The following is a 25,967-nucleotide window of genomic DNA, read 5'->3' as shown; positions in this document are numbered from 1 at the left end:
GTCCGGGCCCCGGCGCGTGCGGGGGCGACGCCCGACCCGTGCGCCGCGCGCGGCGGCGCACGGTTCGGGCGGTCCGGCAGCCGTGATGTCCGAGCCGTCTGGTAGCAAGGATGCCGTGAGCAGCGACGACGACACCGACGGCGACTCCGCGGCGCGGCCGCCGGAGCAGCTCGCCCTGCTCCGCGACACCGTCCGCCGCAGCCGGGAACCCCGCGCCCGGCCGCGCACCTGGCGCGGCGCCGCCCTGGCGCCCGAGCGTCCCGTCGCCCGCGTCCTCGTCGACAAGGGCCTGGTCCACCTCGACCGCTACTTCGACTACGCGGTCCCGGCCGCGATGGACGACGAGGCCGTCCCCGGCGTCCGCGTCCGGGTCCGCTTCGGAGCGGGGGAGAAGCAGGGCCGGCGCGAGGGCGGCCGCCTCACCGGCGGCTTCATCGTCGACCGCGTCGAGGAGAGCGACTACCCCGGCACCCTCGCACCCCTCGCGCAGGTGCTGTCGCCCGAGCCGGTGCTCACTCCCGGCCTGCTCGCCCTGTGCCGGACCGTCGCCGACCGGTACGCCGGTTCGCTCGCCGACGTGGTGCAGCTCGCCGTTCCGCCCCGGATGGCCCGCGCCGAGAAGGCCGCCTCACCGCCTCCCCAGCCCCCTCCGCCCGCGCCGCGGCCGGAGGGCTGGGAGCGCTACCCCCGGGGGTCCGGCTTCCTCGACGCCCTCGCCCGGGGCGCGGCGCCCCGCGCGGTGTGGACCGCGCTGCCCGGCCCCGGCTGGCCGGACGAACTGGCCCGAGCCGTCGCCGCCACGCTGTCCGGCGGCCGGGGAGCCCTCGCGGTCCTGCCCGACGGTCGCAGCGCCGCCCGCGCGGACGGAGCGCTCACCGCGTTGCTCGGCCCCGGTCACCACGTCATGCTCACCGCCGACGCCGGTCCGGAGGCCCGCTACCGCCGCTGGCTCGCCGTCTCCCGCGGCTCCGTGCGCGCCGTCGTCGGCACCCGCGCCGCGATGTTCGCCCCCGTCCGGGACCTCGGCCTGGCCGCCCTCTGGGACGACGCCGACCCGGCCCACAGCGACGACCACGCACCCCAGCCGCACGCCCGCGAGGTACTGCTGCTGCGCGCGGCCCACGAGCAGGCCGGCTTCCTGCTCGGCGCCCACGGCTGCACCGTCGAGGCCGCCCAGCTCGTCGACAGCGGCTGGGCCCGCCCACTGACCGCCGACCGCGCCACGGTCCGCGCCGCCGCCCCCGCCGTCCGCACCGTCGGCGACGGCGACGAGGCCCGCGACCCCGCCGCCCGCGCCGCCCGGCTGCCCAGCATCGCCTGGCGGACCGTGCGCGACGCGCTGGAGGAGGGGCCCGTCCTGGTCCAGGTGCCCCGTCGCGGCTACGTCCCACGGCTGTCCTGCGCCCGTTGCCGTACCCCGGCACGCTGCACCCGCTGCCACGGGCCGCTGGAAGCCACCGGAGCGGAGGAGACGCTGCGCTGCGCCTGGTGCGCCGCCGAGGCCCCCGGCCGGGCCTGCCCGGAGTGCGGCGGCACCCGGCTGCGCGGCTCGGTCTTCGGGACGCGCCGCACGGCGGAGGAACTGGGCAGGGCGTTCCCCGCCGTGCCCGTCCGGACCTCCGGCCGCGACCACATCCTGGACTCCGTCCCGGACCGGCCGGCCCTCGTCGTCTCCACGCCCGGCGCCGAACCGCCCGCCGCGGGCGCGGGCTACGCGGCGGCGCTGCTGCTCGACGGCTGGGCCCTGCTGGGCCGGCCCGACCTGCGGGCCGACGAGGAGGCGCTGCGCCGCTGGCTGTCGGCGGCGGCGCTGGTCCGTCCGGGGGACCAGGGCGGCAGCGTCCTGGTCGTCGCCGAGCCGACGCTGCGCCCGGTGCAGGCGCTGCTGCGCTGGGACCCGGCCGGGCACGCGGTCCGCGAACTCGCCGAACGCGCCGAACTCGGCTTCCCCCCGGTTTCCCGGATGGCGGCGGTCAGCGGTCCCGGCGACGGCGTCGCCGCGTTTCTCGGCCAGGCCGGGCTGCCCGAACGAGCGGAGGTACTGGGACCGGTGCCGCTGCCGGTCGTCCCGGCCGGCCGGCCCCGCCGTACCGGAGAGCCCCCGCCCGGCGAACAGTGGGAGCGGGCGCTGATCCGGGTCCCGCCCGGCGACGGCGCGGCACTGGCGGCCGCGCTGAAGCAGACCCAGGCGCTGCGGCTGGCCCGGCGCGAAGGGCCGGCCGTGCGGCTCCGCATCGACCCGCCCGACATCGGCTGACGGCCGCCCGGCGACCGGCTCCGGACGCTTTCCCGCCGGGGGATGCCGAGGGCCGCACCGCGGCACGCCCCGGACGCACGGCCGCCCGGCGCCCCGGCCCGGGGAGGGCCGGAGGCGCCGGGCGGTGTGACGGCTGCGGAGGGGTCAGCCGTTGCGAGGGCCCGGGAACACCCCGGGCCGGGTCTCCGGGCGCACCGGCCGCACGGGCGGCACGGGCGGCACGGGCACCGAGCGGGCGGCGGGCACGGCTCCGGGCGTCCCCGGCGCGCGTCCCGCGACGGCCGGAGCCACGGGGGCCACGGGCCGCCGGCCCGTCGGCCCGCCTGCGGGCTCCTCCGGCCCCGGCCCTGGCGGCACCTGCTGCTGGGCGGCTGTGCTGCCGGTGGTGCCGGTGCTGCGCCGCGCCCCGTAACGGCGGTGCACCGCCTGTTTGGTGACGCCGAGCGCCGAGCCCACCGCGTCCCAGGAGAAGCCCAGTGAACGGTCGAAGTCGACGGCCGCCGTCACCAGGGTCTCGACGCTGTCGCGCAGTTCCTGGGCGAGCCGCACGGTGGGCGCCGGGGCCCGTCCGTAGACGACGAAACCGGTCGACGGGCCGGTACGGCGGGGACGGTAGACGTTGCCGAGCTGCGCGGTGAGCGTGCGCAGCGCGTCCACCTGCCTGCGGACCCGCTCGATGTCCCGGACCAGCAGGTGCAGGCTGGCCCGCGCCTGAGCGTCGTGGGTTGCGTGGTCGGCCATGAAGAAGCCTCTCGAGCCGGCGTGACGGGAAGGTACGACGAGGCCACCGCGGCGGCCTCGTGAGGTCAATCTGCTTTGACCAACGCGGCAACGCCCGGATCAGTCACGCCCCGGGGGCGCACAAGCGCCCGTACGAGTCGCGCGCCCCACCGCGCGCTCCCGCCCCGGGTCACGCACCGTAGACTCGTCGGCGCCGTACCACCGCTCCGAGAGGTCACCACCCACCGATGAGGCTCGTCTTCGCCGGAACACCCGAGGTCGCCGTACCCGCCCTGGACGCCCTGCTCGCGTCCGACCGGCACGAGGTCGTCGCCGTCGTCACCCGTCCGGACGCGCCCGCCGGCCGCGGCCGGCACATGGTGGCCAGCCCCGTCGCACAGCGCGCCCGCGAGGCGGAGATCGAGGTGCTCCGCCCGGAGCGGCCCCGCGACCCCGCCTTCCTCGCACGTCTCGCCGAGATCGCGCCCGACTGCTGCCCCGTCGTCGCCTACGGCGCTCTGCTGCCCCGTGCCGCCCTGGACATCCCCCGGCACGGCTGGGTCAACCTGCACTTCTCGCTGCTGCCCGCGTGGCGCGGCGCCGCCCCCGTACAGCACGCGGTGCTCGCAGGCGACGACATGACCGGCGCGTCCACGTTCCTCATCGAGGAGAGCCTCGACTCCGGGCCGGTCTACGGCGTGCTCACCGAACGTGTCCGCCCCACCGACACCAGCGGCGACCTCCTCACCCGCCTCGCCTTCGCCGGCGCCGGCCTCCTCGCCGCCACCATGGACGGCATCGAGGACGGAACCCTGGACGCCGCTCCGCAGCCGGCGGACGGCGTCAGCTTCGCGCCGAAGATCACCGTGGAGGACGCCCGCATCGACTGGACGGCGCCCGCGCTGCGCGTGGACCGCGTGGTCCGCGGCTGCGCCCCCGCTCCCGGCGCCTGGACGACCTTCCGCGGCGAACGGCTGAAGGTGCGCACCGCGGAACTCGCCCCCGAGCACACGGAGGCGGCGCCCGGCGAACTCGTCGCGGGCAAGAAGGCCGTCCACGCCGGCACCGGGTCGCACGCGGTGCGGCTGCTGTGGGTGCAGCCGCAGGGCAAGAAGCCGATGCAGGCCGCGGACTGGGCCCGGGGCGTGCGCATCCAGCCCGGCGAGACGCTCGGCGTCTGACACGCCGCGGCTACCCTGGACGCACCGCCCCACCACACCGCACCGGAGCACCTTCCCACCGTGAGCAACAGGCCGCGCCGCCCCGCCAAGCCGTACCGCCGCCCCCGCAGGGACCCCGTCCGCATCCTCGCCTTCGAGGCCCTGCGCGCCGTCGACGAACGCGACGCCTACGCCAACCTCGTCCTCCCCCCGCTGCTCCGCAAGGCCCGCACCGCGGGCGACCTCGACGCCCGCGACGCGGCGCTGGCCACCGAACTGGTCTACGGCACGCTCCGCCACCAGGGCACCTATGACGCGATCATCGCCGAATGCGTCGACCGGCCGCTGCGCGACGTCGACCCGCCCGTCCTGGACGTGCTCTCCCTCGGCGCCCACCAGCTCCTCGGCACCCGCATCCCCACCCACGCCGCCGTCAGCGCCACCGTCGAACTCGCCCGCGTCGTCCTCGGCGACGGCCGCGCCAAGTTCGTGAACGCCGTGCTCCGCCGCATCGCCGCCGACGACCTGGACGGCTGGCTGGACCGCGTCGCCCCGCCGTACGACGACGACGCCGAGGAACACCTCGGCGTCCGCCACTCCCACCCCCGGTGGGTCGTGTCCGCGCTGTGGGACGCCCTCGGCGGCGGCCGCAGCGGCATGGAGGAGCTGCTCGCCGCCGACAATGAACGCCCCGAGGTCACCCTCGTCGCCCGTCCCGGCCGCACCACCTCCGAAGAGCTGCTGGCCACCGTCCCCGACGCGGTCCCCGGCCGCTGGTCGCCGTACGCGGTCCGGCTGAGCGAGGGCGGCGACCCCGGCACCCTGGAGACCGTGCAGGACGGCCGCGCCGGTGTGCAGGACGAGGGCAGCCAGCTGGTCGCCCTCGCCCTGGCCGCCGCCCCCCTCGACGACGGCCCGGACGCCGCCTGGCTGGACGCCTGCGCGGGCCCCGGCGGCAAGGCCGCGCTGCTCGCCGCGCTCGCCGCCCAGTGCGGCGCCACCCTGACAGCCGGCGAACGGCAGCACCACCGTGCGCGCCTGGTCGCCCGCGCGCTGCGCGGCAACCCGGGCCCCTACCAGGTCCTCACCGCCGACGGCACCCGCCCGCCCTGGCGGGAGGGCACCTTCGACCGGGTCCTGGTCGACGTGCCCTGCACCGGCCTCGGAGCGCTGCGCCGCCGCCCCGAGGCCCGCTGGCGCCGCCGCCCCGAGGACCTGGCGGGCTTCGCACCCCTCCAGCGCGGCCTGCTGGAGCAGGCGCTGAAGGCCACCCGCCCGGGCGGGGTCGTCGGCTACGCCACCTGCTCCCCGCATCCGGCCGAGACCCGTGCCGTCGTCGACGACGTCCTGAAGCACACCGGGGGCGCCGAACTCCTCGACGCCCGCCCGCTGCTGCCCGACATGCCGGGGCTCGGCGACGGCCCCGACGTGCAGTTGTGGCCGCACCTGCACCACACCGACGCCATGTACCTGGCGCTGCTGCGCCGCACCGGCTGACCCGTGACCCCGGCTGACCCGTGACCCCGGCGGACCGGCGGACCGCGCGCGCCGACCCGCCCGCGAACCGGCCCCCGGGACCGGGATACTGGGGGCATGGCACAGATCAACCCGAGCATCCTGTCGGCCGACTTCGCCCGCCTCGCCGACGAGGCGAGGGCGGTCGAGGGCGCGGACTGGCTGCACGTCGACGTGATGGACAACCACTTCGTCCCCAACCTCACGCTCGGCGTGCCCGTGGTGGAGTCGCTGCGGAAGGCGACGGACACCCCGCTGGACTGCCACCTCATGATCGAGGACCCGGACCGCTGGGCGCCGCAGTACGTGGAGGCCGGCGCGGGATCGGTCACCTTCCACGCGGAGGCCGCCGCCGCCCCGGTGCGGCTCGCCCGCCAGATCCGCGCGCAGGGCGCCCGCGCGGCGATGGCGCTCAGGCCGGCCACCCCCGTCGAGCCGTACGAGGACCTGCTGCCCGAACTGGACATGCTGCTGGTCATGACCGTCGAGCCCGGCTTCGGCGGCCAGGCGTTCCTCGACGTCATGCTGCCCAAGATCCGCCGCACCCGGCGCCTGATCGAGCGGCACGGGCTGCAGATGTGGCTCCAGGTGGACGGCGGCGTGTCCGCCGAGACCATCGAGCGCTGCGCCGAGGCCGGAGCCGACGTCTTCGTCGCCGGCTCCGCCGTCTACGGCGCCGACGACCCGGCCGCGGCCGTCCGGTCGCTCCGCGCGCAGGCGGAGGAGACCGCGTCCCGCACGTGCGCCCACTGACGCCCCGGCACGCAAGCCCTCCCGCGGGGATGTGGTGCATGTACCGCACACCCGTGATCGACGAGCCCGCAGGGCCCCACACGGCGCCGCATCTGCGAGGATGAACACGCGGCGCGAACGCGCAGGTACGGCAGAACAGTGAGGTGAGTGCGGTGTCGACGGGTCGGACCACAAGAATGGGACCCGCCGAGCTGATGCAGGCGGCGGCCATCGCACGCCGCTTCTACCTGGAGGGCAAGTCCAAGATCCAGATCGCCGACGAGTTCGGCGTCAGCCGCTTCAAGGTGGCGCGCGTTCTGGAGACGGCGCTGGAGCGCGACCTGGTACGCATCGAGATCCGTGTTCCGGCCGAGCTGGACGCCGAGCGCTCCGACGCGTTGCGGGCCCGCTACGGTCTGCGTCACGCCGTCGTCGTCGAGTCGCCCGTCGAGGGAGCCGACACCGCCGCGGAAGAGGCCGGGGCCGACCCCGAGAACCTCGGCGAGGTCGCCGCCGACCTGCTCGGCGAACTGGTCACCGACGGCGACGTGCTCGGCCTGGCGTGGGGCCGGTCCACCATCCACATGGCGGCCGCCCTCCGGCAGCTGCCACCGTGCACCGTCGTCCAGCTCACCGGGGTCTACGACGCGGGGACGGCCGACCGGGGCTCGGTCGAGGCGGTACGGCGGGCCGCCGAGGTCGCCGGGGGAGAGGCACATCCCCTCTACGCGCCCATGCTGCTGCCCGACTCCGCGACCGCCGCCGCGCTGCGCAGCCAGACCGGCATCTCCCGCGCGTTCGAGTACTTCGACAAGGTGACCGTCGCCGCCGTCTCCATCGGCTCGTGGGAGCCGGGCGTCTCCACCGTGCACGACATGCTCAGCGACTCCGAGCGCGCCCACTACTCCTCCCTCGGCGTCGCCGCCGAGATGTCCGCGCACCTCTTCGACGCCCAGGGCCGCCGCATCGGACGCGACCTGGGGGAGCGGTGCATCACCGTGGAGGCCGACCGGCTGCGGCGCATCCCCGAGGTCGTCGCCATCGCGGGAGGCCAGCGCAAGGCCGACGCCATCGGCGCGGTGCTGCGCTCCGGCCTGGTCACCAGCCTCGTCACCGACACCGCGGCCGCCGACCACCTGCTCCAGGACGGCACCCCGCTGCCGCCGCGCCCCGCCCTGGACCGGGCCGACCCCGACGGTCTCTGAACGGGCCCCGTGAACGGCTCCCACGCTCGGCTCCCGCGAACGACCCCCGCGCCGGCTCGTACGATCGCACGAGCGGCCGTGCTGCGCCCTGGGGCTTTCTCCGTCCCCCTTCCGTCCCCTGACATGGGAGAATGAGGTACGTGCGTTTTCTGAATGATCAGCGTCCGTCGTACGACCTCACCTACGACGACGTCTTCATGGTTCCCAGCCGCAGCGCCGTCGGCTCCCGCCAGGGCGTTGACCTGTCCACCCCGGACGGCACCGGCACCACCATCCCGCTCGTCGTGGCCAACATGACCGCGATCGCGGGGCGCCGGATGGCCGAGACGACGGCCCGCCGCGGCGGCCTCACCGTCATCCCGCAGGACATCCCGCTCGACGTGGTCGCCGAGGTGACCTCCTGGGTCAAGCGGCGCCACCTGGTGCTCGACACCCCGATCACCCTCGCTCCCCAGCAGACCGTCGCCGACGCCCTCGCCCTGCTGCCCAAGCGGGCCCACGGCGCCGGGGTGGTCGTGCACGAGGGACGGCCGGTCGGGATCGTCACCGAGTCCGACCTGTCCGGTGTCGACCGCTTCACCCAGCTCTCCGAGGTCATGTCCCGCGACCTGCTGGTCATCGACGCCGGGCTGGACCCGGGCGAGGCCTTCAACCGCCTGGACGCGGCCCACCGCAAGCTCGCCCCCGCGGTCGACGGCGACGGCCGCCTCGTCGGCATCCTCAGCCGCAAGGGCGCGCTGCGCGCCACCCTCTACACCCCGGCCACCGACGACGCCGGACGGCTGCGCGTCGCCGCCGCCGTCGGTATCAACGGCGATGTCGCCGACCGCGCGCGGCGGCTGCTCGACGCGGGGGTCGACACCCTCGTCGTGGACACCGCGCACGGACACCAGGAGCGCATGCTCGACGCGCTGAAGGCCGTCCGCGCCCTCGACCCGCAGGTCCCGGTCGTCGCCGGGAACGTGGTGGCCGCCGACGGCGTACGCGACCTGATCCAGGCCGGCGCCGACATCGTCAAGGTCGGTGTGGGCCCCGGCGCGATGTGCACCACCCGCATGATGACCGGCGTGGGACGTCCGCAGTTCTCCGCCGTGCTGGAGTGCGCCGCCGAAGCCCGGCGGCACGGCAAGCACGTCTGGGCGGACGGCGGCGTGCGCCACCCCCGCGACGTCGCCATGGCGCTGGCCGCCGGTGCGTCGAACGTGATGATCGGCTCCTGGTTCGCCGGCACCCACGAGTCGCCGGGCGACCTGCAGCAGAGCTCCGACGGGCGGCTCTACAAGGAGTCGTTCGGCATGGCGTCCGCGCGCGCGGTGCGCAACCGCACCAGCGAGGAGTCCGCCTACGACCGCGCCCGCAAGGGCCTGTTCGAGGAGGGCATCTCCACCTCCCGGATGTTCATCGACCCCGTCCGGCCCGGAGTCGAGGACCTCATCGACGCGATCATCGCCGGAGTCCGGTCCGCCTGCACCTACGCCGGCGCCGGGTCCCTCGAGGAGTTCGCCGAGAAGGCCGTCGTCGGCGTCCAGAGTGCCGCGGGCTACGCCGAGGGCAAGCCGCTGCACGCCAGCTGGTGACCCGTGGCCGCCGCGGGCATCCCCGCGGCGGCCGGGTCGCGGCCGGCCCCGCGAACAGGTCACAGAGCCGCCGCGCGAACATTCGGATCCGTGCGAATCCCTTCTCCCGCCTCCCCTCTCCTTGCTGGAATGCGGGCATGAGCAGCGAAGAGACCGCCCCCGCAGCACACGCAGCCCCCGCACCCCACGGCGTCACCTACCGCGCACGCCACCACCGGGGCACCGGCCCCGGCCACATCACCCCCGACGGCTGCTCCGTCAGCCTCTACGCACGCCTCCCGGCCGGCGACGAGCCGGAGATCGTCGCCGCCGCCGCCCCGAGCGGCGCGACCCTCCTCGAACTCGGCTCCGGCGCCGGCCGCCTGACCCGCCCCCTGCGGGAGAGGGGATTCCGCGTCACGGCCGTCGACGAGTCCGCCGAGATGCTGGCGCAGATCGACGGCGCACCCACCGTCCGCTCCACCATCGAGGACCTGCGGCTGGACGAACGGTTCGACGTCGTGCTCCTGGCGTCCTTCCTGATCAACACCGCCGACGACGCGCTGCGCGACGCGCTGCTGCGCACCTGCGCGCACCACCTCGCCCCCGGCGGGGCCGTCCTCGTCCAGCGCGAAGGCGAATGGCACCGCACCCGCACCACGGGGGAGGAGTGGGAGCACGACGGCATGACCGTGCGCATCGCGCTCCGTGAACCCGCCGAGGGCGGAGCCAAGCGCACCCGCATGGAGTACGCCTTCGAGGACGCCGCCTGGAGCCAGACGTTCGTCTCCCACGACCTCGACGAGACCGACTTCGCCCAGGCGCTGCACCGGGCCGGCCTCACCCTGGACGCCTACCTCACCGACGACCGGACCTGGGCCCGGGCCCTGCCGCGGTGAACGACCGCCCGCCCGGTCCGCCCGCCCCGCCCGGTCCGCCGTCCCGGCGGCCGGGCGGCCCTGTGGTCTACTGCGGATACGGCGTGCGCCGCTGCCGCCCGGCCACCGCAAGCGCAGAAGAAGAGTGAACCACCCGCAGTGCGACACCTGAACGAACTCGACGAACGCATCGTCCGCGTCCTCGCGGAGGACGCCCGCCGCTCCTACGCCGACATCGGCGCCGAGGTCGGCCTGTCCGCTCCCGCGGTCAAACGCCGCGTGGACAGGCTCCGCGAGGACGGCGCGATCACCGGGTTCACGGTGCGCGTGGACCCCTCGGCGCTCGGCTGGGAGACGGAGGGGTTCATCGAGATGTACTGCCGGTCCAACACCGGGCCCCAGGACATCCGCCGCGCCCTCACCCGCTACCCCGAGGTCGTCGCCGCCTCCACCGTCACCGGCGACGCCGACGCCGTCGTGCAGGTCTTCGCCGCCGACATGCGGCACTTCGAGGCGGTGCTCGAACGCATCGCCTCCGAGCCGTTCGTGGAACGCACCAAGTCGGTCCTGGTGCTCTCCCCGCTGCTCCGCCGCTACGGCTCCGGCGCCCCCACCTGACCGACGCCCCCACGCTCCGGTGCGCCGCCCACGCACAACGAATCGCCGCAGCAACGACCGAAGACGCAACGAACCGCCCCTCGGCCCGCAACGGAGTCGTCTTGTCGGCCGTCCCCGCCCGACCGTACCGTCGATGTGTTCGCTCGCATCCCGTACGACCAGGTCAGGGGTTCCATGACGCCGCTGCGCACCGCGCTGCTCCAGGGGCCGGGCGGCGTACCCGCCTCCACCGACGTCACCCTCGAGGCACTCGACGCCGCCGCGGGCCGGGCCGCCGCCGCGGGCGCGAGGCTCCTGGTCGCCTCCGAGCTGTACCTGACCGGTTACGCACTCGGCGACCGCGTCACGGACCTGGCCGAGGAGTCCGACGGGCCCGGCGCCCACGCCGTCGCGCGCATCGCCGCGCGGCACGGCCTCGCCGTCGCCTACGGCTACCCGGAACGCGCCGGGAGGGCCGTCCACAACGCCGTGCAGCTGATCGGCCCCACCGGCGAACCGCTGGCCCACTACCGCAAGACACACCTCTACGGCGGCTACGAGACCGCCCATTTCACCCCCGGCGACACCCTCGTCGTCCAGGCGGACCTGGACGGCCTCCGGCTCGGCCTCCTGGTCTGCTACGACGTCGAGTTCCCGGAGACCGTACGCGCCCACGCGCTGGCCGGCACCGACCTGCTCCTCGTGCCCACCGCGCTGATGCGGCCCTACGAGTTCGTCGCGCACACCCTGCTGCCCGCCCGCGCCTGGGAGAACCAGCTCTACATCGCCTACGCCGACCGCTGCGGCCCCGAGGGGGACTTCGACTTCGCCGGCCTCAGCTGCCTGGCCGCCCCCGACGGTGCCGTCCGCGCCCGCGCCGGAGCAGGCGGCGAACTCGTCCTCGGCGACGCCGATCCCGCCCTCCTCGCCGCATCCCGCGCGCGCAACCCCTACCTCGCCGACCGCCGCTCCGACCTGTACAGCCCGCGCCACCCGCACGACCCGCAAGGAGAACCGCCCCGATGACGTCCATGGTGCCCACCGCCGCCCACGACGACCACCACGACCCGGACGCCACCACTCAGGCCGGCAGGCCGCTCACCATGTTCGGCCCGGACTTCCCCTTCGCCTACGACGACTTCCTCGCCCACCCGGCGGGGATCGGCTCGGTGCCCGCCACCGAGCACGGCACCGAGGTCGCTGTGGTCGGCGGCGGCCTGTCCGGCCTCGTCGCCGCCTACGAGCTGATGAAGATGGGCCTGCGGCCCGTCGTGTACGAGGCCGACCGGCTCGGCGGACGGCTGCGCACCGACCGCTTCGAGGGCTGCGAGGGCGACCTCACGGCGGAGATGGGCGCCATGCGCTTCCCGCCGTCCTCCACCGCCTTCCGCCACTACGTCGACCTGGCCGGCCTGGAGACCACGCCGTTCCCGAACCCCCTCGCGCCGGACACCCCGTCCACGGTCGTCGACCTCAAGGGCGAGTCCCACTACGCCCGCACCCTCGACGACCTGCCCGAGGTCTACCACCAGGTCATGGACGCCTGGAACGCCTGCCTGGAGGAGGGCGCCGACTTCTCCGACATGCAGCACGCCATCCGCGAGCGCGACGTTCCGCGCATCCGCGAGATCTGGGCGCGGCTGGTCGAGAAGCTCGACAATCAGACCTTCTACGGCTTCCTGTGCGACGCGAAGGCCTTCTCCTCCTTCCGGCACCGGGAGATCTTCGGCCAGGTCGGCTTCGGCACCGGCGGCTGGGACACCGACTTCCCGAACTCCATCCTGGAGATCCTCCGGGTCGTCTACACCGGCGCCGACGACGACCACCGCGGCATCGTCGGCGGCTCCCAGCAGCTCCCGGAGCGGCTGTGGGAGCGGGAGCCCGCGAAGATCGTGCACTGGCAGCACGGCACCTCGCTGGCCTCGCTGCACGACGGCGGCCGCCCGCGCCCCGCGGTTACCCGGATGCACCGCACGGCCGGCAACCGCGTCACGATCACCGACGCCGACGGCCGCATCCGCACCTACCGGGCGGCGGTCTTCACCGCGCAGTCCTGGATGATGCTCGCCAAGATCGACTGCGACGACGCGCTGCTGCCCATCGACCACTGGACCGCCGTCGAGCGCACCCACTACATGGAGTCCTCCAAGCTGTTCGTCCCCGTCGACCGGCCGTTCTGGCTCGACACCGACGAGGAGACCGGCCGGGACGTGATGTCGATGACGCTCACCGACCGCATGACCCGCGGCACCTACCTGCTCGACGACGGCCCGGACCGGCCCGCGGTCATCTGTCTCTCCTACACCTGGTGCGACGACAGCCTCAAGTGGCTGCCGCTCAGCCCCGAGGAGCGCCTCGAGGTGATGCTGAAGTCGCTGCGGGAGATCTATCCCAAGGTCGACATCCGCAGGCACATCATCGGCGACCCGGTGACCGTCTCCTGGGAGAACGAGCCCTATTTCATGGGGGCGTTCAAGGCCAACCTGCCCGGCCACTACCGCTACCAGCGCCGCCTTTTCACGCACTTCATGCAGGACCGGCTGCCCGAGGACAAGCGCGGCCTGTTCCTTGCCGGAGACGACATCTCCTGGACCGCCGGCTGGGCGGAGGGCGCCGTGCACACCGCGCTGAACGCCGTCTGGGGCGTGATGGACCAGTTCGGCGGCTCCACCGACCCGTCGAACCCGGGACCGGGCGACGTCTACGACGAGATCGCCCCGGTGGAACTGCCCGAAGACTGACCGCCCCGGAGGGGGCGCCCGCACCCGGCGCCCCCTCCGGGGCGCACCACGCTCGGGGCCTCCTGCCGCCTCCCGGCGCGGCGCTCCCGCCGTGCGCGACGGCCCGGCAACGTCGGTACCGCGTATGGACCATGCCGGCGGGCACCGACCCGCGAATCGGCCTGGTCGCGCACGGCGGGGCGGGCGCCACCGCGGAGTTCGACCACTACCGCGTGCACCGGCGCCGAGAGCGCCACGTGAGCGCCGGTGCGCGGCCGCCGGCGCGCTACCCGCCGGTGCTCTCCCGGACGATCAGCCGGTAGTCGGCCTCCACCTCCAGCACCGCGTCGTCCGCGTCCCGGTGCCCGCCCGCCCGCCGGGCGCCGCGACCGCCGCCCTCGATCAGCGACTCCAGCAACTCCACCGCCACCCGCGCGATGTACGCCTTGTCAGGGGAGACCGTGGTCAGCGACGGCGTGCTGTAGCGGCCGTCCTCGATGTCGTCGAAGCCGGCGATCGCCACGTCCTGCGGCACCCGCAGCCCGGAGGTCAGCGCGGTGCGCAGCGCGCCCAGCGCCAGCAGGTCGTTGAAGCAGAACACCGCCTGCGGCGGCTCGGGCAGCGCGAGCAGGTGCCGCATCACCTCCGCGCCGTCGGACCGGTGGTAGAAGGCCGTGGGCGGTGTCAGCTCCCCCTCGCACGGCAGCCCCGCCGCCCGCAGCGCCTGCCGGTAACCGGCCAGCCGCAGGTGGGCGGTGTTGGCGCTCGGGTGGCGCTGCGCGCCGATCGCGGCGATGCGGGTGTGGCCGAGGGACATCAGGTGCTCGGTCACCTCGCGCGCCGCCCGCAGGTTGTCGATCGCCACGTGGTGCGTCGGGCCGTCCTGCACCCGTTCGCCGAGCAGCACCATCGGCGTACGGTCGGTGCGCTGCGCCAGTTCCTCCCGCCCCACGGTGATCGGGCTGAAGACCAGCCCGTCGATCAGCTGCTCCCGGATGCCCTGGAGCACCTGGCGCTCGCGGTCCGCCCGGCCGTCGGTCTGGTCGATCAGCACCGTCCAGCCGCGCTCCGCGGCCGCGTCGATCACGAACCGCGACAGCTCGGCGAAGTAGGGGGCGTCCAGCTCCGGCAGCGCCAGGGCGATCACCCCGATGCGGCCGCGCCGCAGGTTCCGCGCGGAGAGGTTGGGCCGGTAGTCCAGCTCGGCGAGGGCCCGCTCGACCTTCTCCCGGGTGGGAGGCGAGACGTAGGTGGTGCCGCTGACCACGTTGGAGACCGTCTTGACCGACACCCCGGCACGGGCGGCCACGTCCTTCAGGCCGACACCCACACCATCACCTCCACCGGCACCTGCGGGCGCCCCCTCCCGAAGCGGTGCGGCCACCCTCGCACACCGCCGCCGGGAAGCGCCGCCGACCCTATTTACAACGCTGTTTCAACGATGTAATCGTAGCAGCCCCACCTTCACCACAGGGAGTTCCACGCCTATGGCCCCGGCCCGTCTCACTCTCGAACCCGGCTTCCGTATCGGCGCCGTGGACCGGCGCCTGTTCGGGTCCTTTGTCGAGCACATGGGCAGATCCGTCTACACCGGAGTGTTCGAGCCCGGCCACCCGCTCGCCGACGCCGACGGCTTCCGCACCGACGTCCTGGACCTGGTCCGCGAGATGGGCGTCACCATGGTCCGCTACCCCGGCGGAAACTTCGTCTCGAACTACCGCTGGGAGGACGGCGTCGGCCCGGCCGAGGACCGCCCCACCCGCCTGGACCTGGCCTGGCGCAGCATCGAGTCCAACGCCTTCGGGCTGGGCGAGTTCATGGCCTGGGCCCAGAAGGCCGGCGTCGAGCCCATGATGGCGCTCAACCTCGGCACCCGCGGCACCGCCGAGGCCCTCGACCTGCTGGAGTACGCCAACCACCCCGGCGGGACCGCCCGTTCCGAGCAGCGCCGCGCGCACGGGGCCGAGGACCCGTACGGCGTCCGCCTGTGGTGCCTGGGCAACGAACTCGACGGGCCCTGGCAGATGGGCCACAAGACCGCGCACGAGTACGGCCGCCTCGCCGCCGAGACCGCTCGCGCCATGAAGCGCTTCGACCCCGGCCTCCAACTCGTCGCCTGCGGCAGCTCCAACGCCTACATCGACACCTTCGCCTCCTGGGAGGCGACCGTTCTCGAACACACCTACCCGTTCGTCGACTACATCTCGCTGCACGCCTACTACGACCCGTCGGGCACCGACGAGGACTCCTTCCTCGCCAGCGCAACCGAGATGGACCGCATGATCGACGACGTGGTGGCCACCGCCGACCACGTCGGCGCCAGACTCCGCGACCGGCGCCGCATCAAGCTCTCGTTCGACGAGTGGAACGTGTGGTACCAGAGCCGCTTCGGCGGCGAGCACTCCCTGGACTGGGAGGCCGCGCCCCGGCTCATCGAGGACGTCTACGACGTCAAGGACGCCGTCGTCGTCGGCAGCCTGCTGATCACCCTGCTGCGCCACGCCGACCGGGTCGGCGCCGCCTGCCAGGCCCAGCTCGCCAACGTCATCGGTCCGATCCTGACCGAGCCCGGCGGCCGCGCCTGGCGCCAGACGACCTTCCACCCCTTCGCCCAGACCGCCCGGTACGCCCGTGGCACCGTCCTCCGCGTCGAACCTGACTCGCCCGTCCTCGAGACCGAGAAGTACGGCGAGGTGCCCGCCCTGTGGGCCACCGCCACCCACGACGAGGCCCGCGGCGAGATCGCCCTGTTCGCCGTCAACCGGGACCGCACCGCCCCGCTCACCCTGAGCGTGGACCTGGCGGCCTTCCCCGGCGCCCGCGTCGTCGAGCACCTGCTGCTCGCCGACGACGACCCCCGTGCGACCAACACCGCCGAGCAGCCCGACCGGGTACGCCCCCGGGCCGTCGACGGCACCAAGACCGACGACCGCCGGCTCACCGTCGAACTCCCGCCGGTGTCCTGGTCGATGATCCGCCTCACCACCGCCTGACCCCTCCGAGGAGAACGACATGAGCAGCAGAAACCCCCTGCCCGGCAGCTGGCACCGTCGGTCCTTCCTCGGCGCCGCGGGCGGCCTGGCCGGAGCCGGCCTGCTCACCGCCTGCGGCGGCGGCACCAAGGTCGGCGCCGACGGCGACACCCCCGACGACGCGCCGAGCTTCAAGGGCGGTGAGTACAAGGGCCCGAAGGTCACCCTGCAGTACTGGAACGGCTTCACCGGCGGCGACGGCCCGCACATGCGCTCCATGGTCGCCGCGTTCAACAAGGAGTACGACGGCAGGATCACGGTGGAGAACACCACCCGCCGGTGGCAGGACCTCTACCCCGCGCTCCCGACCGCCATCACCGCCGGCAAGGGCCCGGACGTCGCGGTCATCCACAACGACTGGGTGGGCACCTTCGCCGCCCGCAACACCATCGTCCCCCTCGACGACGTGGTCTCCGCGGTGGGCATGAGCGAGTCCGAGTTCATCCCCGCCGTCTGGCAGGCCGGCGTCTACGAGGGCAAGCGCTACAGCGTGCCGCTCGACGTGCACTGCCTCGCCGGCTACTCCAACACCAAGCACCTGCACAAGGCCGGCCTGGACGCCGCCCCACAGGACCGTTCCGCCTTCGAGGACTCCCTCGCCGAGCTGAAGAGCGCCGGCGTCAAGCACCCCTTCTGGATGCCCAACAAGTGGCCCGGACACCTGATGTTCATGTCCCTGCTCTGGCAGTTCGGCGGCGAGCTGTACAGCGAGGACGGCACCCGCACCCTGTGGGGCTCGGACGCCGGCGTCCAGGCGCTGACCTGGATGCGGGAACAGATCGACAGGGGCTACAGCCCCGAGCAGGTCGCCCAGGACTCCCAGTACACCGCCTTCAAGAACGGCGACGTCAGCTACACCTGGGACGGCATCTGGCAGATCAACGACCTGAAGAACAACACCAAGGACCTCCAGTGGGGCATGGACCCGGTGCCCGTCGTCGGCGACACCCCCGCCGTGTGGTCCGCCAGCCACAACTTCGTGCTCACCTCGCAGGCCACCAAGGACAAGAACAAGGCCGAGGCGGCGAAGTTCTTCATCGACTACATGAGCAAGCAGTCCACCGAATGGGCCAAGGCCGGCATGATCCCGGCCCGCAACTCGGTGCGCGAGGAGCCCGAGGTGGCGAAGCTGCCGCAGATCGCCCTCGCGAAGAACGTCGACGTCTTCCACTTCGTGCCCGCCGTCGCCGGCGTGGGCGACGTCCAGGTGCAGGCTCTCGAACTCGCCGTGCAGAAGGGCGTGCTCGGCCGCCAGTCGCCCGAGAAGGCACTGGCCGACGGCGTCCGCACCGCCGACAAGCTGCTGGCGGAGAACAAGCAGAAGTACGCGAAGTGAGGAACGCCCCGTGGCACTGCGGCTGACCGCACGGCCCGCCGCCGACGTGAGGAAGACGGGCCGCGGCCCGGGCGGCACCCCCGCCCGGGTCGCGACCCGCTCCTACCGGTGGTGGACGCCGTACCTCTTCATGGCGCCCTACCTGGTGCTGTTCACCGTCTTCGTGCTGGTCCCCATCGGCTACGGCTTCTGGATCAGCCTCCACCAGTGGGACATCAACGTCCTGTCCAAGCCCTTCGTCGGCCTGGACAACTACCGCGAGCTGTTCGACTCCGGGAGTGTCGACGGGCCGCGCTTCTGGAGCGCGATGCGCGCCACCGGCATCTTCACGGCGCTGTCGCTGCCGTTCCTGCTCGTGGTGCCGCTGTTCGTCGCCCTGCTGATGAACGGCAGGTTCCGCGGCCGCAACCTCTACCGCGCCGTCTACTTCGCGCCGTACGTCCTCGGCGTCGCCGTCGTCGGTCTGCTGTGGCGCTTCCTGCTCGACGGCAACATCGGCATGGTCAACCACTACCTCGGCGTCCTCGGCCTGCCCGACGACGTCCAGTGGACGACCTCCACCCCCGCGGCGTGGTGGGCACTGGTCCTGGTCACCGTGTGGTGGACCCTCGGCTTCAACTCCGTGATCTACCTGGCCGGGCTCCAGGACATCCCCGCCGAGCTGTACGAGTCGGCCCGCGTCGACGGCGCGAACGCCTGGCAGCGCTTCCGGCACGTCACCCTGCCCGGCCTCAGACCGGTGGCACTCTTCGTCGTCAACGCCACCCTGCTGGCCTGCGCCAACATGTTCGGACAGTCGTACCTGATCACCGCGGGCGCGCCCGCCGACGAGACGAAGACCGCCATCTACCTGATCGCCGAGACCGGCCTGGGCAGCTTCCAGATGGGCTCCGCCTCCGCGATGAGCTTCGTGCTCGCCCTCGCTCTGATGGCCACCAGCGCGGTGGTGTTCCGCGTGTTCCGCGAACGGCAGGAGAAGTCATGACCGCCGTCACCCCCGCGCCCGGCCGCCGCAGGCTGCGCCGTTCGCTGCTCCACCTGATCCTGGCCGTGGTCGCCGCGCTGTACCTCAGTCCGCTGCTGTACATGCTGGTCACCTCGTTCAAGACCAGCAGCGCGGCCGGCTCGACCGACCCGCAGTGGATACCCGGCCCGGCGACGTCGGAGGCCTACCAGCACATCCTCACCGCCACCGACAGCCCGGTGCTGCTGTGGCTGCTCAACAGCGTGCTCGCGGCCACCGCCCACGCGGTCCTGGTGCTGCTCACCGCCACCCCCGCGGCGTACGCCCTGGCACGCCTGGAGTTCCGCGGCCGGGGTGCCGTCTTCGCGGGCATCGTCGCCACCCTGTTCGTTCCGCCGGTGATCCTGCTGGTGCCCAACTTCCTCATCGTCAACGAACTCGCCTGGGTGGACTCGCTGCCGGCCGTCATCGTCCCCGCCGCCGCGAGCGCCTTCGGCGTCTTCTTCCTGAGGCAGTTCTTCCTCACCCTTCCGGCCGAGCTGGAGGAGGCCGCCGAGATCGACGGCTGCAACCGGTGGCAGATCTTCGTCCGCGTGGTGCTGCCCCTGTCCCGCCCCGCGCTCGCCACCCTCGGGCTGCTCGCCTTCCTCGCCAACTGGAACGACTTCCTGTGGCCGCTGTACGTGCTGCTCAGCCCCGAGCAGCTCACACTGCCCGCCGGACTGGCCAACTTCCAGGGCGCCAACAACGTGCGCTTCGACCTGCTGATGGCCGGCGCGGTCATCGCCAGCGTTCCCGTCCTGCTGCTCTACCTCGTCGCGCAGCGCTGGGTCATCGAGGGCGTCTCCCGGTCCGGCCTCAAGGGCTGACACCGCCGCCGGACCGACACCCGCCGCGGCCACCGGCCGCGGCGGGCGTCAGTCCTCCGCCCGGCCGCACCCCAGTGGTGTGAGCAGGCAACGGCCCACCAGCCCCACCCCGGCGTCCATCCGGTCGGTGAACTCCTCCGCCAGCTCCGGCACCGACCGCAGCCCCCACAGCGCGCGGAAGGCCGCCCACGCCGCCTCCCGTGCCCGCTCCAGACTCCACGACTCCACCAGGTGCGTCAGCGGGCCCGCGACGTCCAGCAGGTCCGGGCCGGGCATCAGGTCTTCCCGCACGCGCTCCTCCAGCGCGGTGAGCAGCTCGCCCACCCGGTCGAAGTCGGCCTCCAGCAGAGCCGGTTCCACCCCGCGCGCCCGGCAGGTGTCCACCAGCGCCAGCGGCAGGTCGTGCCCGACATGGGCGTTGACCCCGGCCAGGGCGAACTGCAGCGGGCTCACCCCGGGGTGACCGCGTGCGGCGAACAGCGGACGCCGGCAGGCCGGCGCCCGCCGCCCGTCCGCGACGCCCTCGACGGCGTCCAGGTACCGGCCGGCGAACCGCACCGTCAGCCCACGCGACGCCTCCGCCGCGGCGAACCCGCCGTCGCCGATCAGCCGGCCGTGCAGGGCCCGCGTCACCCGCAGGTACACCCGGTTGAAGACCGCCACGCCGTCCCGCGCGGGCACGCCCGCGCCGCCGGCACGCATCCGCCGTACGACGTCCGCGACCGCTCCCGCGTCCGGCAGCGGCGGCTCCTCGACCCGTGCCATGGGGCCGGCGTCGCAGGGGCTCCGTGCCGCGCCGGGTGTCCGGCCCGGCGTGCCCCCAACGAGGGACCGCCCCTACGCTCCCCGGGCTCCCGTACCGTCGTCCCCGGCGGACTTCCCCGTCCCCGCCCCGGCGGTCCCGGCCCCGCCGTGCGTACCGCCCGGCGGGACGGCGGCCGGTCCGGAGGTGCGCGGGGCCGGCCGCAGCACGCCCGCCCCCAGCACCAGGCCGGACGTCAGCACGGTGACCAGGCCGAAGGACACGGGCAGCGAAGTGGCTTCGGCCACCCAGCCCACCGCTGCCGGAGCGGCCAGGCCCGACGCGTAGGCCAGCGTCGCCACCCCGGCGACGGCCCGCCCCGCGGAGCCCTCCGAGGTCCGCCCGGCGGCCGAGAAGCACAGCGGTACCACCACCGCGATGCCCACCCCGATCAGCGCGTAACCGGCCACGGCGGACGCGGGTGTCTCCGCGGTCACCACCAGCACTCCGCCGAGCGTCGCCAGCACCCCGCCCGCACGCACCGTGCGCACCGCCCCGAACCGTTCCACCGTCGCGTCGCCCGCCAGCCGGGCGATCGCCATGGTGCAGGCGAACGCCGTGTAGGCGGTGGCCGCCAGGCCGGGCGACGCGCCGGTGACGTCCCGCAGGTAGATGCCCGACCAGTCCATCGACGCGCCCTCGGCGAACACCGCGCAGAACCCCACCAGCCCGACCGCCAGCGCGCCCCGGGTGGGCAGCGCGAACCGCGGCGGCTCCGGTTCCGCCGCCCCGGCGTCCGGCTGCACGTCCAGCACCCACCGGCAGGCCACCACCGCCACCCCGCACAGCCCGGGCGCCACGAGGGCCAGGTGCAGCGTCGCCGGCAGGCCGCCGTGCGCGGCCAGTACCCCCAGGGCGCCGCCCGCCAGACCGCCCACGCTCCACATGCCGTGCAGCGACGACAGCACCGATCGCCCGTAGCGCTCCTCCACGTACACGCCCTGCGCGTTCATCGCCACGTCCATCAGGCCCAGCCCGCAGCCGAACAGGAACAGCGCCCCGCACAGCCACCCCAGCCCCGGCATCAGCGGCGGCAGCGCCAGGCCCGCGCAGCACGCCAGTGAGGTGCCGCGCAACGTCGCCCGCGGCCCCAGCCGGTGCTCCAGGAACGCCGACAGCGGCATCGCCGCCGACGCCCCCAGCGTCACGCACACCAGCGCCACGCCCAGCCATCCGGGGCTCAGGCCGAGGTGCTCCCGCATCCACGGGATGCGGGTGGCGAACGTGCCGCTGGCCGTCCCGTGCACCGCGAACACCACCGCCACGGCCCGCCGCGCCGAGCGGGTCTCCCGCCCGCCGCTGATCCGTTCCTCGTCCCGGGTCATCGCTCCCCGTCCGCCGTCCCACCCGACCGGACCCACGCTACGAGCCGTCCCCGCGCCCGCCGCAAGCCCGGGGACCGCCCACGGGGCGTCGGGTCCTGTGAAGGCCCGGCCGCGGAGCGTTGTGAGTCACTCCACAGGGGTCACCCGCATGGACCGCGCCGTCGCGTGGCAGACTGAAGGCGTACCAGTGACGTCAGCGCACTCCGGGGTCGGTGAAAGTCCGAACCGGCGGTTACAGTCCGCGACCCGGCCGCAGCCAGCGGCCGGTTGACCAGGTGAAACTCCTGGACCGACGGTGAAAGTCCGGATGGGAGGCAGTGCGCGGCGGACGAGACCGGTACCCGCCGCCACGGCGCGCCGCGCTCCCGTTCGGGGAGAGTCGGCATCCCGTGCCCGGCGCGCTTCCACCGGTCACCCGTCCGTCCGTGGTCCTCACCCGCCCCGGAGTCCGTGCCCGATGAGGCAGGAGGACCGGTGGCCGGCCACCCCGCGGCATCCGCAGAGCAGTCCGCCATGCGCCGCGCCGTCGCGCTCGCCGCCCGCGGCCTGGGCTCCACCAGCCCCAACCCGGTCGTCGGCTGCGTCGTACTCGACCGCGACGGCCGCACCGTCGGCGAAGGTTGGCACCAGCGCGCCGGCGGTCCGCACGCCGAGATCCACGCCCTCGCCGAGGCCGGCGACGACGCGGCCGGCGGTACCGCCGTGGTCACCCTCGAGCCCTGCGACCACACCGGACGCACCGGCCCCTGCACCCGCGCCCTCCTCGACGCCCGTGTCGCCCGCGTGGTCTACGCCGTGCCCGACCCCACCGACGGCGCGGCGGGCGGAGCCGCGACCCTGCGCGCCGCCGGCGTCGACGTCGACTCCGGGCTGCTCGGCGACGAGGCCGCTGAGGTCAACGTCGCCTGGCTCACCGCCGTACGCCGCGGCACACCGCACGTGACCTGGAAGTACGCCGCCACCCTCGACGGCCGCAGCGCCGCCGCCGACGGCACCAGCCGCTGGATCACCTCCGCCGCCGCCCGCGCCGACGTGCACCGGCTGCGGGCCGAGTCCGACGCCGTGGTCGTCGGCTCCGGCACCCTGCGCGCCGACGACCCGCACCTCGCGGTCCGCGGCGTCGAAGGCGCCGTCCAGCCGCTGCGCGTCGTCCTCGACACCGAGGCCACCCTCACGGCCGGCGCCCGCGTCCTGGACGGCGCCGCGCCCACCCTCGTCGCCGTCGCCGAGGACGCCGGTACCGGCCACCTGCCCGGGGAGACCGACGTCCTGCGCCTCCCGCGCGGCGCGGACGGCCACGGGCTCGCCCTGCGGCCCCTGCTCACCGCCCTGCACGCGCGCGGCGTGCGGTCCGTGCTGCTGGAGGGCGGGCCCACGCTGGCCGGGGCGTTCCTCGCCGCAGGAGCCGTCGACCGGGTCGTCGGCTACCTCGCCCCCGTCCTCCTCGGCGACGGCCCGCCCGCCCTCGCCGGCGGCGGAATCACCACTCTCACCGAGGCGTTGCGGCTGCACGTGACCGGCACCGCGCACCTCGGCCCCGACCTCCGCATCACCGCCGTGCCCGTCCCCGCCGCCGCAGCCGGCCGACCCTGAAGGAGCCCGCCGCCATGTTCACCGGAATCGTCGAGGAACTCGGCGAAGTCGTCACGGTCGAGGAACGGCAGGACGCCGCCCGCTTCCGGCTGCGCGGGCCGCTCGTCACCGAGGGCGCCCGGCACGGCGACTCCATCGCCGTCAACGGCGTCTGCCTCACCGTCGTGGACACCGCCGACGGCGAGTTCACCGCCGACGTGATGGCCGAGACGCTGCAGCGCTCCAGCCTCGGCGCACTGACCGCCGGGTCCCGCGTCAACCTCGAGCGGCCCACGGCCCTCGGCGGCCGCCTCGGCGGGCACCTCGTCCAGGGCCACGTCGACGGCACCGGCACCCTCCTGGCGCGCACGCCCGCCGAGCACTGGGAGATCGTGCGGGTCGGCATCCCCGGCGGACTCGCCCGCTACGTCGTGGAGAAGGGCTCCATCACCGTCGACGGCGTCTCGCTGACCGTCGTCGAGGCAGGCGAGGACTTCCTCACCGTCAGCCTCATCCCGACCACGCTGGCCCTGACCACCCTGGGCCACAAGCAGCCCGGCGATCCCGTCAACCTCGAGGTCGACGTCCTCGCCAAGTACGTCGAGCGGCTCCTCGCCGCCGGCGTCACCCCCCTCGCAGGACCCACCGCGGAGGCCGCACGGTGAGCGGCCTGGACTGGCTCGGCGACGTGGCGTTCACCGCCCTCGGCCAGAAGGTGATCTGGTCCGACATGCTGGGCAACACGATCGGTCTGGCAGCGCTCGCCCTCGGCTGGCGCCGCAACGTCCTCACCTGGCCGGTGCAGCTGCTCTCCGGCCTGGTCCTCGTCGTCGCCTACCACAGCGCCGACCTCGCCGGGGGCGTGGGCAAGCAGCTGATCGTCATCTCCGTCGCGGTGTGGGGCTGGCGGCAGTGGACGCGCGGCAACCGTCAGGCCCAGGACGGTTCCGTGGCCGTCCGGTTCGCCACCTGGCGCGAACGCGGGGTCCTCGCCGCCGGCACCGCGGCCGGAACCCTGGCCGTCGGCGGGCTGTTCACCCTCGTCCCCCACCTCTCGTGGAACCCCTGGCCGGACGCCTACATCTTCGTCGGCACCCTCACCGCGATGGTCGCCCAGGCCCGCGGCCTGGTCGAGTTCTGGTTCGCCTGGCTGCTGGTCGACCTGGTCGGCGTGCCCCTGGCCTTCAGCAGCGGCCTGGCCTTCTCCGGCCTGGTCTACGTCCTCTACCTCGGCCTCGTCCTGTGGGGCCTGCGCGCCTGGTGGCTGCGTTCCCGCACCGCCACCGCCCGGCCGACCGCCCTCGAAGGAGCGCTGTCATGACCGCACTGCGGAACCTCTACGCCGACCTCCCCGACGGGCCGGACGACCGCCCGCTCGCCCTCGACCCCGTCGCGCAGGCCGTCGCCGACATCGCCGCGGGCCGCCCGGTGGTCGTCGTCGACGACGAGGACCGGGAGAACGAGGGCGACCTGATCGTCGCCGCCGAGACGATCACCCCCGAGATCGTCGCCTTCATGATGAGCGAGTGCCGCGGCCTCATCTGCACGCCCATGGAGGAAACCGATCTCGACCGGCTCGCCATGCCGCAGATGGTGGCCCACAACACCGAGTCCATGGGCACCGCCTTCACCGTGTCCGTGGACGCCGGCCCCGGCCACGGCGTCACCACCGGCATCTCCGCCGCCGACCGCGCCGCCACCATCCGGCTGCTCGCCGACCCCGGCGCCGCGGCCGGCGACTTCGTCCGGCCCGGGCACGTCTTCCCGCTGCGCGCCAAGCCCGGCGGCGTCCTCACCCGCGCCGGGCACACCGAGGCCGGCGTCGACCTGGCCCGCCTGGCCGGGCTGCGACCCGCCGCGGCGATCGTCGAGATCGCGGGCGAGGACGGTGCGATGCTCCGCCTCCCCGAGCTCGTGCCGTTCGCCCGCAAGCACGGACTGTCCATCATCTCCATCGAGGCCCTCATCGCCCACCGCCGGGCCCAGGAGCCCACCGTGCGGCGGGAGGCCACCACCCGCCTGCCCACCCGCTACGGGGACTTCCACGCATACGGCTACCGCTCCACCGCCGACGGCGTCGAGCACATCGCCCTGGTCGCGGGGGACCCGGCCACCCTCGGCGGCCAGGACGTGCTGGTGCGCGTCCACTCCGAATGCCTCACCGGCGACGTCTTCGGGTCGCAGCGCTGCGACTGCGGCCCGCAGCTCCAGGCGTCCCTGGACCGGGTCCAGGCGGAAGGGCGCGGCGTCGTGCTGTACCTGCGCGGCCACGAGGGCCGCGGCATCGGCCTGATGTCCAAGCTGCGCGCCTACGAACTGCAGGAGCGCGGCCGCGACACCCTGGACGCCAATCTGGAACTCGGCCTGCCCGCCGACGCACGCGACTACGGGGCGGCCGCGCAGATCCTGGCCGACCTCGGCGTACGCTCCCTGCGGCTGATGACCAACAACCCGGAGAAGACCGCCGCCATGGTCGAGCACGGCCTCCGCGTCACCGGACGCGAACCCATGGCCGTCACCGCCGGCGAGCACAACATCCGCTACCTGCGCACCAAGCGTGACCGGATGGGACACGAACTGCCCTGGCTGGACGCCGAGCCGGTCTCCGCCTGCGGCAACCAGTGACCCGGCCGTCCCCGTCCGCCGACCCCCTCGGGGCCGTCCCCACACCCGACGGTCCCCACACCCGACCGTCCCCACACCCCGACGAGACAGCAGCGAAGACCA

22 protein-coding genes and 1 riboswitch are annotated in these 25,967 nt (G+C 74.3%); of the genes, 18 read left to right on the top strand and 4 right to left on the bottom strand.

The features are described from left to right. Positions 1–115 precede the first annotated feature (115 nt). On the top strand, positions 116–2,257 hold the full coding sequence (locus RM572_RS26115) for a primosomal protein N' (RefSeq protein WP_311675835.1): 2,142 nt from the start codon (positions 116–118) through the stop codon (positions 2,255–2,257). A gap of 144 nt (positions 2,258–2,401) precedes the next feature. On the opposite strand, the gene RM572_RS26110 is transcribed toward RM572_RS26115, so the two are convergent. Beyond that, positions 2,402–2,998 carry a hypothetical protein gene (locus RM572_RS26110; protein ID WP_311675834.1) on the bottom strand — a complete coding sequence of 199 codons (597 nt, stop codon included), beginning with the start codon at positions 2,996–2,998 and terminating at the stop codon, positions 2,402–2,404. Between the two features lie 227 nt (positions 2,999–3,225). Between RM572_RS26110 and fmt the strand changes: the two genes are divergently transcribed. From fmt to RM572_RS26065, 9 genes are all read left to right on the top strand, one after another. Beyond that, positions 3,226–4,158 carry a methionyl-tRNA formyltransferase gene (fmt, locus tag RM572_RS26105; protein WP_311675833.1) on the top strand — a complete coding sequence of 311 codons (933 nt, stop codon included), beginning with the start codon at positions 3,226–3,228 and terminating at the stop codon, positions 4,156–4,158. A gap of 60 nt (positions 4,159–4,218) precedes the next feature. Continuing rightward, entirely contained in the window at positions 4,219–5,634 is a 1,416-nt protein-coding gene (locus RM572_RS26100; RefSeq protein ID WP_311675832.1) for an RsmB/NOP family class I SAM-dependent RNA methyltransferase, read from the top strand. 96 nt (positions 5,635–5,730) lie between these two features. Next, complete coding sequence (gene rpe / locus RM572_RS26095) at positions 5,731–6,405, top strand: ribulose-phosphate 3-epimerase (RefSeq protein WP_027762606.1); 675 nt, start codon at positions 5,731–5,733, stop codon at positions 6,403–6,405. A gap of 176 nt (positions 6,406–6,581) precedes the next feature. Next, positions 6,582–7,589 carry a sugar-binding transcriptional regulator gene (locus tag RM572_RS26090; RefSeq protein ID WP_311675841.1) on the top strand — a complete coding sequence of 336 codons (1,008 nt, stop codon included), beginning with the start codon at positions 6,582–6,584 and terminating at the stop codon, positions 7,587–7,589. A gap of 131 nt (positions 7,590–7,720) precedes the next feature. Further along, complete coding sequence (locus RM572_RS26085; protein ID WP_311675831.1) at positions 7,721–9,166, top strand: GuaB1 family IMP dehydrogenase-related protein; 1,446 nt, start codon at positions 7,721–7,723, stop codon at positions 9,164–9,166. 137 nt (positions 9,167–9,303) lie between these two features. After that, positions 9,304–10,044, top strand: coding sequence for a class I SAM-dependent methyltransferase (locus RM572_RS26080; RefSeq protein ID WP_311675830.1), 741 nt, complete (start codon positions 9,304–9,306; stop codon positions 10,042–10,044). Positions 10,045–10,191: 147 nt separating this feature from the next. Further along, positions 10,192–10,641, top strand: coding sequence for an Lrp/AsnC family transcriptional regulator (locus RM572_RS26075; protein ID WP_027762603.1), 450 nt, complete (start codon positions 10,192–10,194; stop codon positions 10,639–10,641). Positions 10,642–10,815: 174 nt separating this feature from the next. Further along, the gene (locus RM572_RS26070) at positions 10,816–11,646 is read left to right on the top strand and encodes a carbon-nitrogen hydrolase family protein (protein ID WP_311675840.1); all 831 of its coding nucleotides are present in this window, start codon (positions 10,816–10,818) and stop codon (positions 11,644–11,646) included. Continuing rightward, a complete protein-coding gene (locus RM572_RS26065; RefSeq protein WP_394813708.1) occupies positions 11,643–13,361 on the top strand; it encodes a flavin monoamine oxidase family protein in 1,719 nt (572 codons plus the stop codon). Before RM572_RS26070 ends, RM572_RS26065 begins: the two co-directional genes overlap by 4 nt. Positions 13,362–13,626: 265 nt before the next feature. On the opposite strand, the gene RM572_RS26060 is transcribed toward RM572_RS26065, so the two are convergent. After that, positions 13,627–14,670 carry a LacI family DNA-binding transcriptional regulator gene (locus RM572_RS26060; protein ID WP_311675829.1) on the bottom strand — a complete coding sequence of 348 codons (1,044 nt, stop codon included), beginning with the start codon at positions 14,668–14,670 and terminating at the stop codon, positions 13,627–13,629. Positions 14,671–14,827: 157 nt separating this feature from the next. Here RM572_RS26060 and arfA point away from each other — a divergent pair, with 157 nt between their 5' ends. The 4 genes from arfA to RM572_RS26040 are packed head-to-tail and all read left to right on the top strand — an operon-like array spanning position 14,828 to position 19,541. Next, entirely contained in the window at positions 14,828–16,333 is a 1,506-nt protein-coding gene (gene arfA / locus RM572_RS26055) for an arabinosylfuranosidase ArfA (RefSeq protein ID WP_311675828.1), read from the top strand. A gap of 19 nt (positions 16,334–16,352) precedes the next feature. After that, a complete protein-coding gene (locus RM572_RS26050; protein WP_311675827.1) occupies positions 16,353–17,708 on the top strand; it encodes an ABC transporter substrate-binding protein in 1,356 nt (451 codons plus the stop codon). A gap of 10 nt (positions 17,709–17,718) precedes the next feature. Next, a complete protein-coding gene (locus tag RM572_RS26045) occupies positions 17,719–18,693 on the top strand; it encodes a carbohydrate ABC transporter permease (protein ID WP_311675826.1) in 975 nt (324 codons plus the stop codon). After that, a complete protein-coding gene (locus RM572_RS26040; protein WP_311675825.1) occupies positions 18,690–19,541 on the top strand; it encodes a carbohydrate ABC transporter permease in 852 nt (283 codons plus the stop codon). The genes RM572_RS26045 and RM572_RS26040 overlap by 4 nt, the downstream gene beginning before the upstream one ends. A 48-nt stretch (positions 19,542–19,589) precedes the next feature. Here the strand turns inward: RM572_RS26040 and RM572_RS26035 are convergent, their stop codons facing one another. Beyond that, positions 19,590–20,306, bottom strand: coding sequence for a DUF5995 family protein (locus RM572_RS26035; protein ID WP_311675824.1), 717 nt, complete (start codon positions 20,304–20,306; stop codon positions 19,590–19,592). A 72-nt stretch (positions 20,307–20,378) separates the two neighbouring features. Further along, complete coding sequence (locus RM572_RS26030; protein WP_311675823.1) at positions 20,379–21,668, bottom strand: MFS transporter; 1,290 nt, start codon at positions 21,666–21,668, stop codon at positions 20,379–20,381. Between the two features lie 194 nt (positions 21,669–21,862). Next, positions 21,863–21,993: riboswitch (FMN riboswitch) on the top strand. A gap of 188 nt (positions 21,994–22,181) precedes the next feature. On the opposite strand from RM572_RS26030, the gene ribD reads away from it, so the two are divergent. From ribD to RM572_RS26010, 4 genes are read left to right on the top strand one after another with little or no spacing between them, the layout of a single operon-like run. Next, positions 22,182–23,261 (top strand): bifunctional diaminohydroxyphosphoribosylaminopyrimidine deaminase/5-amino-6-(5-phosphoribosylamino)uracil reductase RibD, encoded by a 1,080-nt coding sequence (gene ribD, locus RM572_RS26025; RefSeq protein ID WP_311675838.1) that lies wholly within the window; start codon positions 22,182–22,184, stop codon positions 23,259–23,261. 14 nt (positions 23,262–23,275) lie between these two features. Next, on the top strand, positions 23,276–23,905 hold the full coding sequence (locus tag RM572_RS26020; protein ID WP_027762600.1) for a riboflavin synthase: 630 nt from the start codon (positions 23,276–23,278) through the stop codon (positions 23,903–23,905). Then, positions 23,902–24,561: a nicotinamide mononucleotide transporter family protein gene (locus tag RM572_RS26015; protein WP_311675822.1), complete on the top strand. Its 660-nt coding sequence runs from the start codon at positions 23,902–23,904 to the stop codon at positions 24,559–24,561. Before RM572_RS26020 ends, RM572_RS26015 begins: the two co-directional genes overlap by 4 nt. Continuing rightward, positions 24,558–25,865 (top strand): bifunctional 3,4-dihydroxy-2-butanone-4-phosphate synthase/GTP cyclohydrolase II, encoded by a 1,308-nt coding sequence (locus RM572_RS26010; RefSeq protein WP_311675821.1) that lies wholly within the window; start codon positions 24,558–24,560, stop codon positions 25,863–25,865. Before RM572_RS26015 ends, RM572_RS26010 begins: the two co-directional genes overlap by 4 nt. The last annotated feature ends 102 nt before the right edge of the window (positions 25,866–25,967 follow it).

The organism is Streptomyces hazeniae, assembly GCF_031845485.1.
Taxonomy (GTDB): domain Bacteria; phylum Actinomycetota; class Actinomycetes; order Streptomycetales; family Streptomycetaceae; genus Streptomyces; species Streptomyces hazeniae.
Note: the sequence above shows the minus strand (reverse complement) of the source record. Positions and strands in the feature narration are given on the sequence as shown.

Excerpts from the sequence above, each read along its gene's own strand:
- RM572_RS26110 (WP_311675834.1), bottom strand. The coding sequence starts at position 2,998 with ATGGCCGACCACGCAACCCACGACGCTCAGGCGCGGGCCAGCCTGCAC.
- fmt (WP_311675833.1), top strand. The coding sequence starts at position 3,226 with ATGAGGCTCGTCTTCGCCGGAACACCCGAGGTCGCCGTACCCGCCCTG.
- rpe (WP_027762606.1), top strand. The coding sequence starts at position 5,731 with ATGGCACAGATCAACCCGAGCATCCTGTCGGCCGACTTCGCCCGCCTC.
- RM572_RS26090 (WP_311675841.1), top strand. The coding sequence starts at position 6,582 with ATGGGACCCGCCGAGCTGATGCAGGCGGCGGCCATCGCACGCCGCTTC.
- RM572_RS26085 (WP_311675831.1), top strand. The coding sequence starts at position 7,721 with ATGAGGTACGTGCGTTTTCTGAATGATCAGCGTCCGTCGTACGACCTC.
- RM572_RS26080 (WP_311675830.1), top strand. The coding sequence starts at position 9,304 with ATGAGCAGCGAAGAGACCGCCCCCGCAGCACACGCAGCCCCCGCACCC.
- RM572_RS26070 (WP_311675840.1), top strand. The coding sequence starts at position 10,816 with ATGACGCCGCTGCGCACCGCGCTGCTCCAGGGGCCGGGCGGCGTACCC.
- RM572_RS26065 (WP_394813708.1), top strand. The coding sequence starts at position 11,643 with ATGACGTCCATGGTGCCCACCGCCGCCCACGACGACCACCACGACCCG.
- arfA (WP_311675828.1), top strand. The coding sequence starts at position 14,828 with ATGGCCCCGGCCCGTCTCACTCTCGAACCCGGCTTCCGTATCGGCGCC.
- RM572_RS26050 (WP_311675827.1), top strand. The coding sequence starts at position 16,353 with ATGAGCAGCAGAAACCCCCTGCCCGGCAGCTGGCACCGTCGGTCCTTC.
- RM572_RS26040 (WP_311675825.1), top strand. The coding sequence starts at position 18,690 with ATGACCGCCGTCACCCCCGCGCCCGGCCGCCGCAGGCTGCGCCGTTCG.
- RM572_RS26035 (WP_311675824.1), bottom strand. The coding sequence starts at position 20,306 with ATGGCACGGGTCGAGGAGCCGCCGCTGCCGGACGCGGGAGCGGTCGCG.
- RM572_RS26030 (WP_311675823.1), bottom strand. The coding sequence starts at position 21,668 with ATGACCCGGGACGAGGAACGGATCAGCGGCGGGCGGGAGACCCGCTCG.
- ribD (WP_311675838.1), top strand. The coding sequence starts at position 22,182 with ATGCGCCGCGCCGTCGCGCTCGCCGCCCGCGGCCTGGGCTCCACCAGC.
- RM572_RS26020 (WP_027762600.1), top strand. The coding sequence starts at position 23,276 with ATGTTCACCGGAATCGTCGAGGAACTCGGCGAAGTCGTCACGGTCGAG.
- RM572_RS26010 (WP_311675821.1), top strand. The coding sequence starts at position 24,558 with ATGACCGCACTGCGGAACCTCTACGCCGACCTCCCCGACGGGCCGGAC.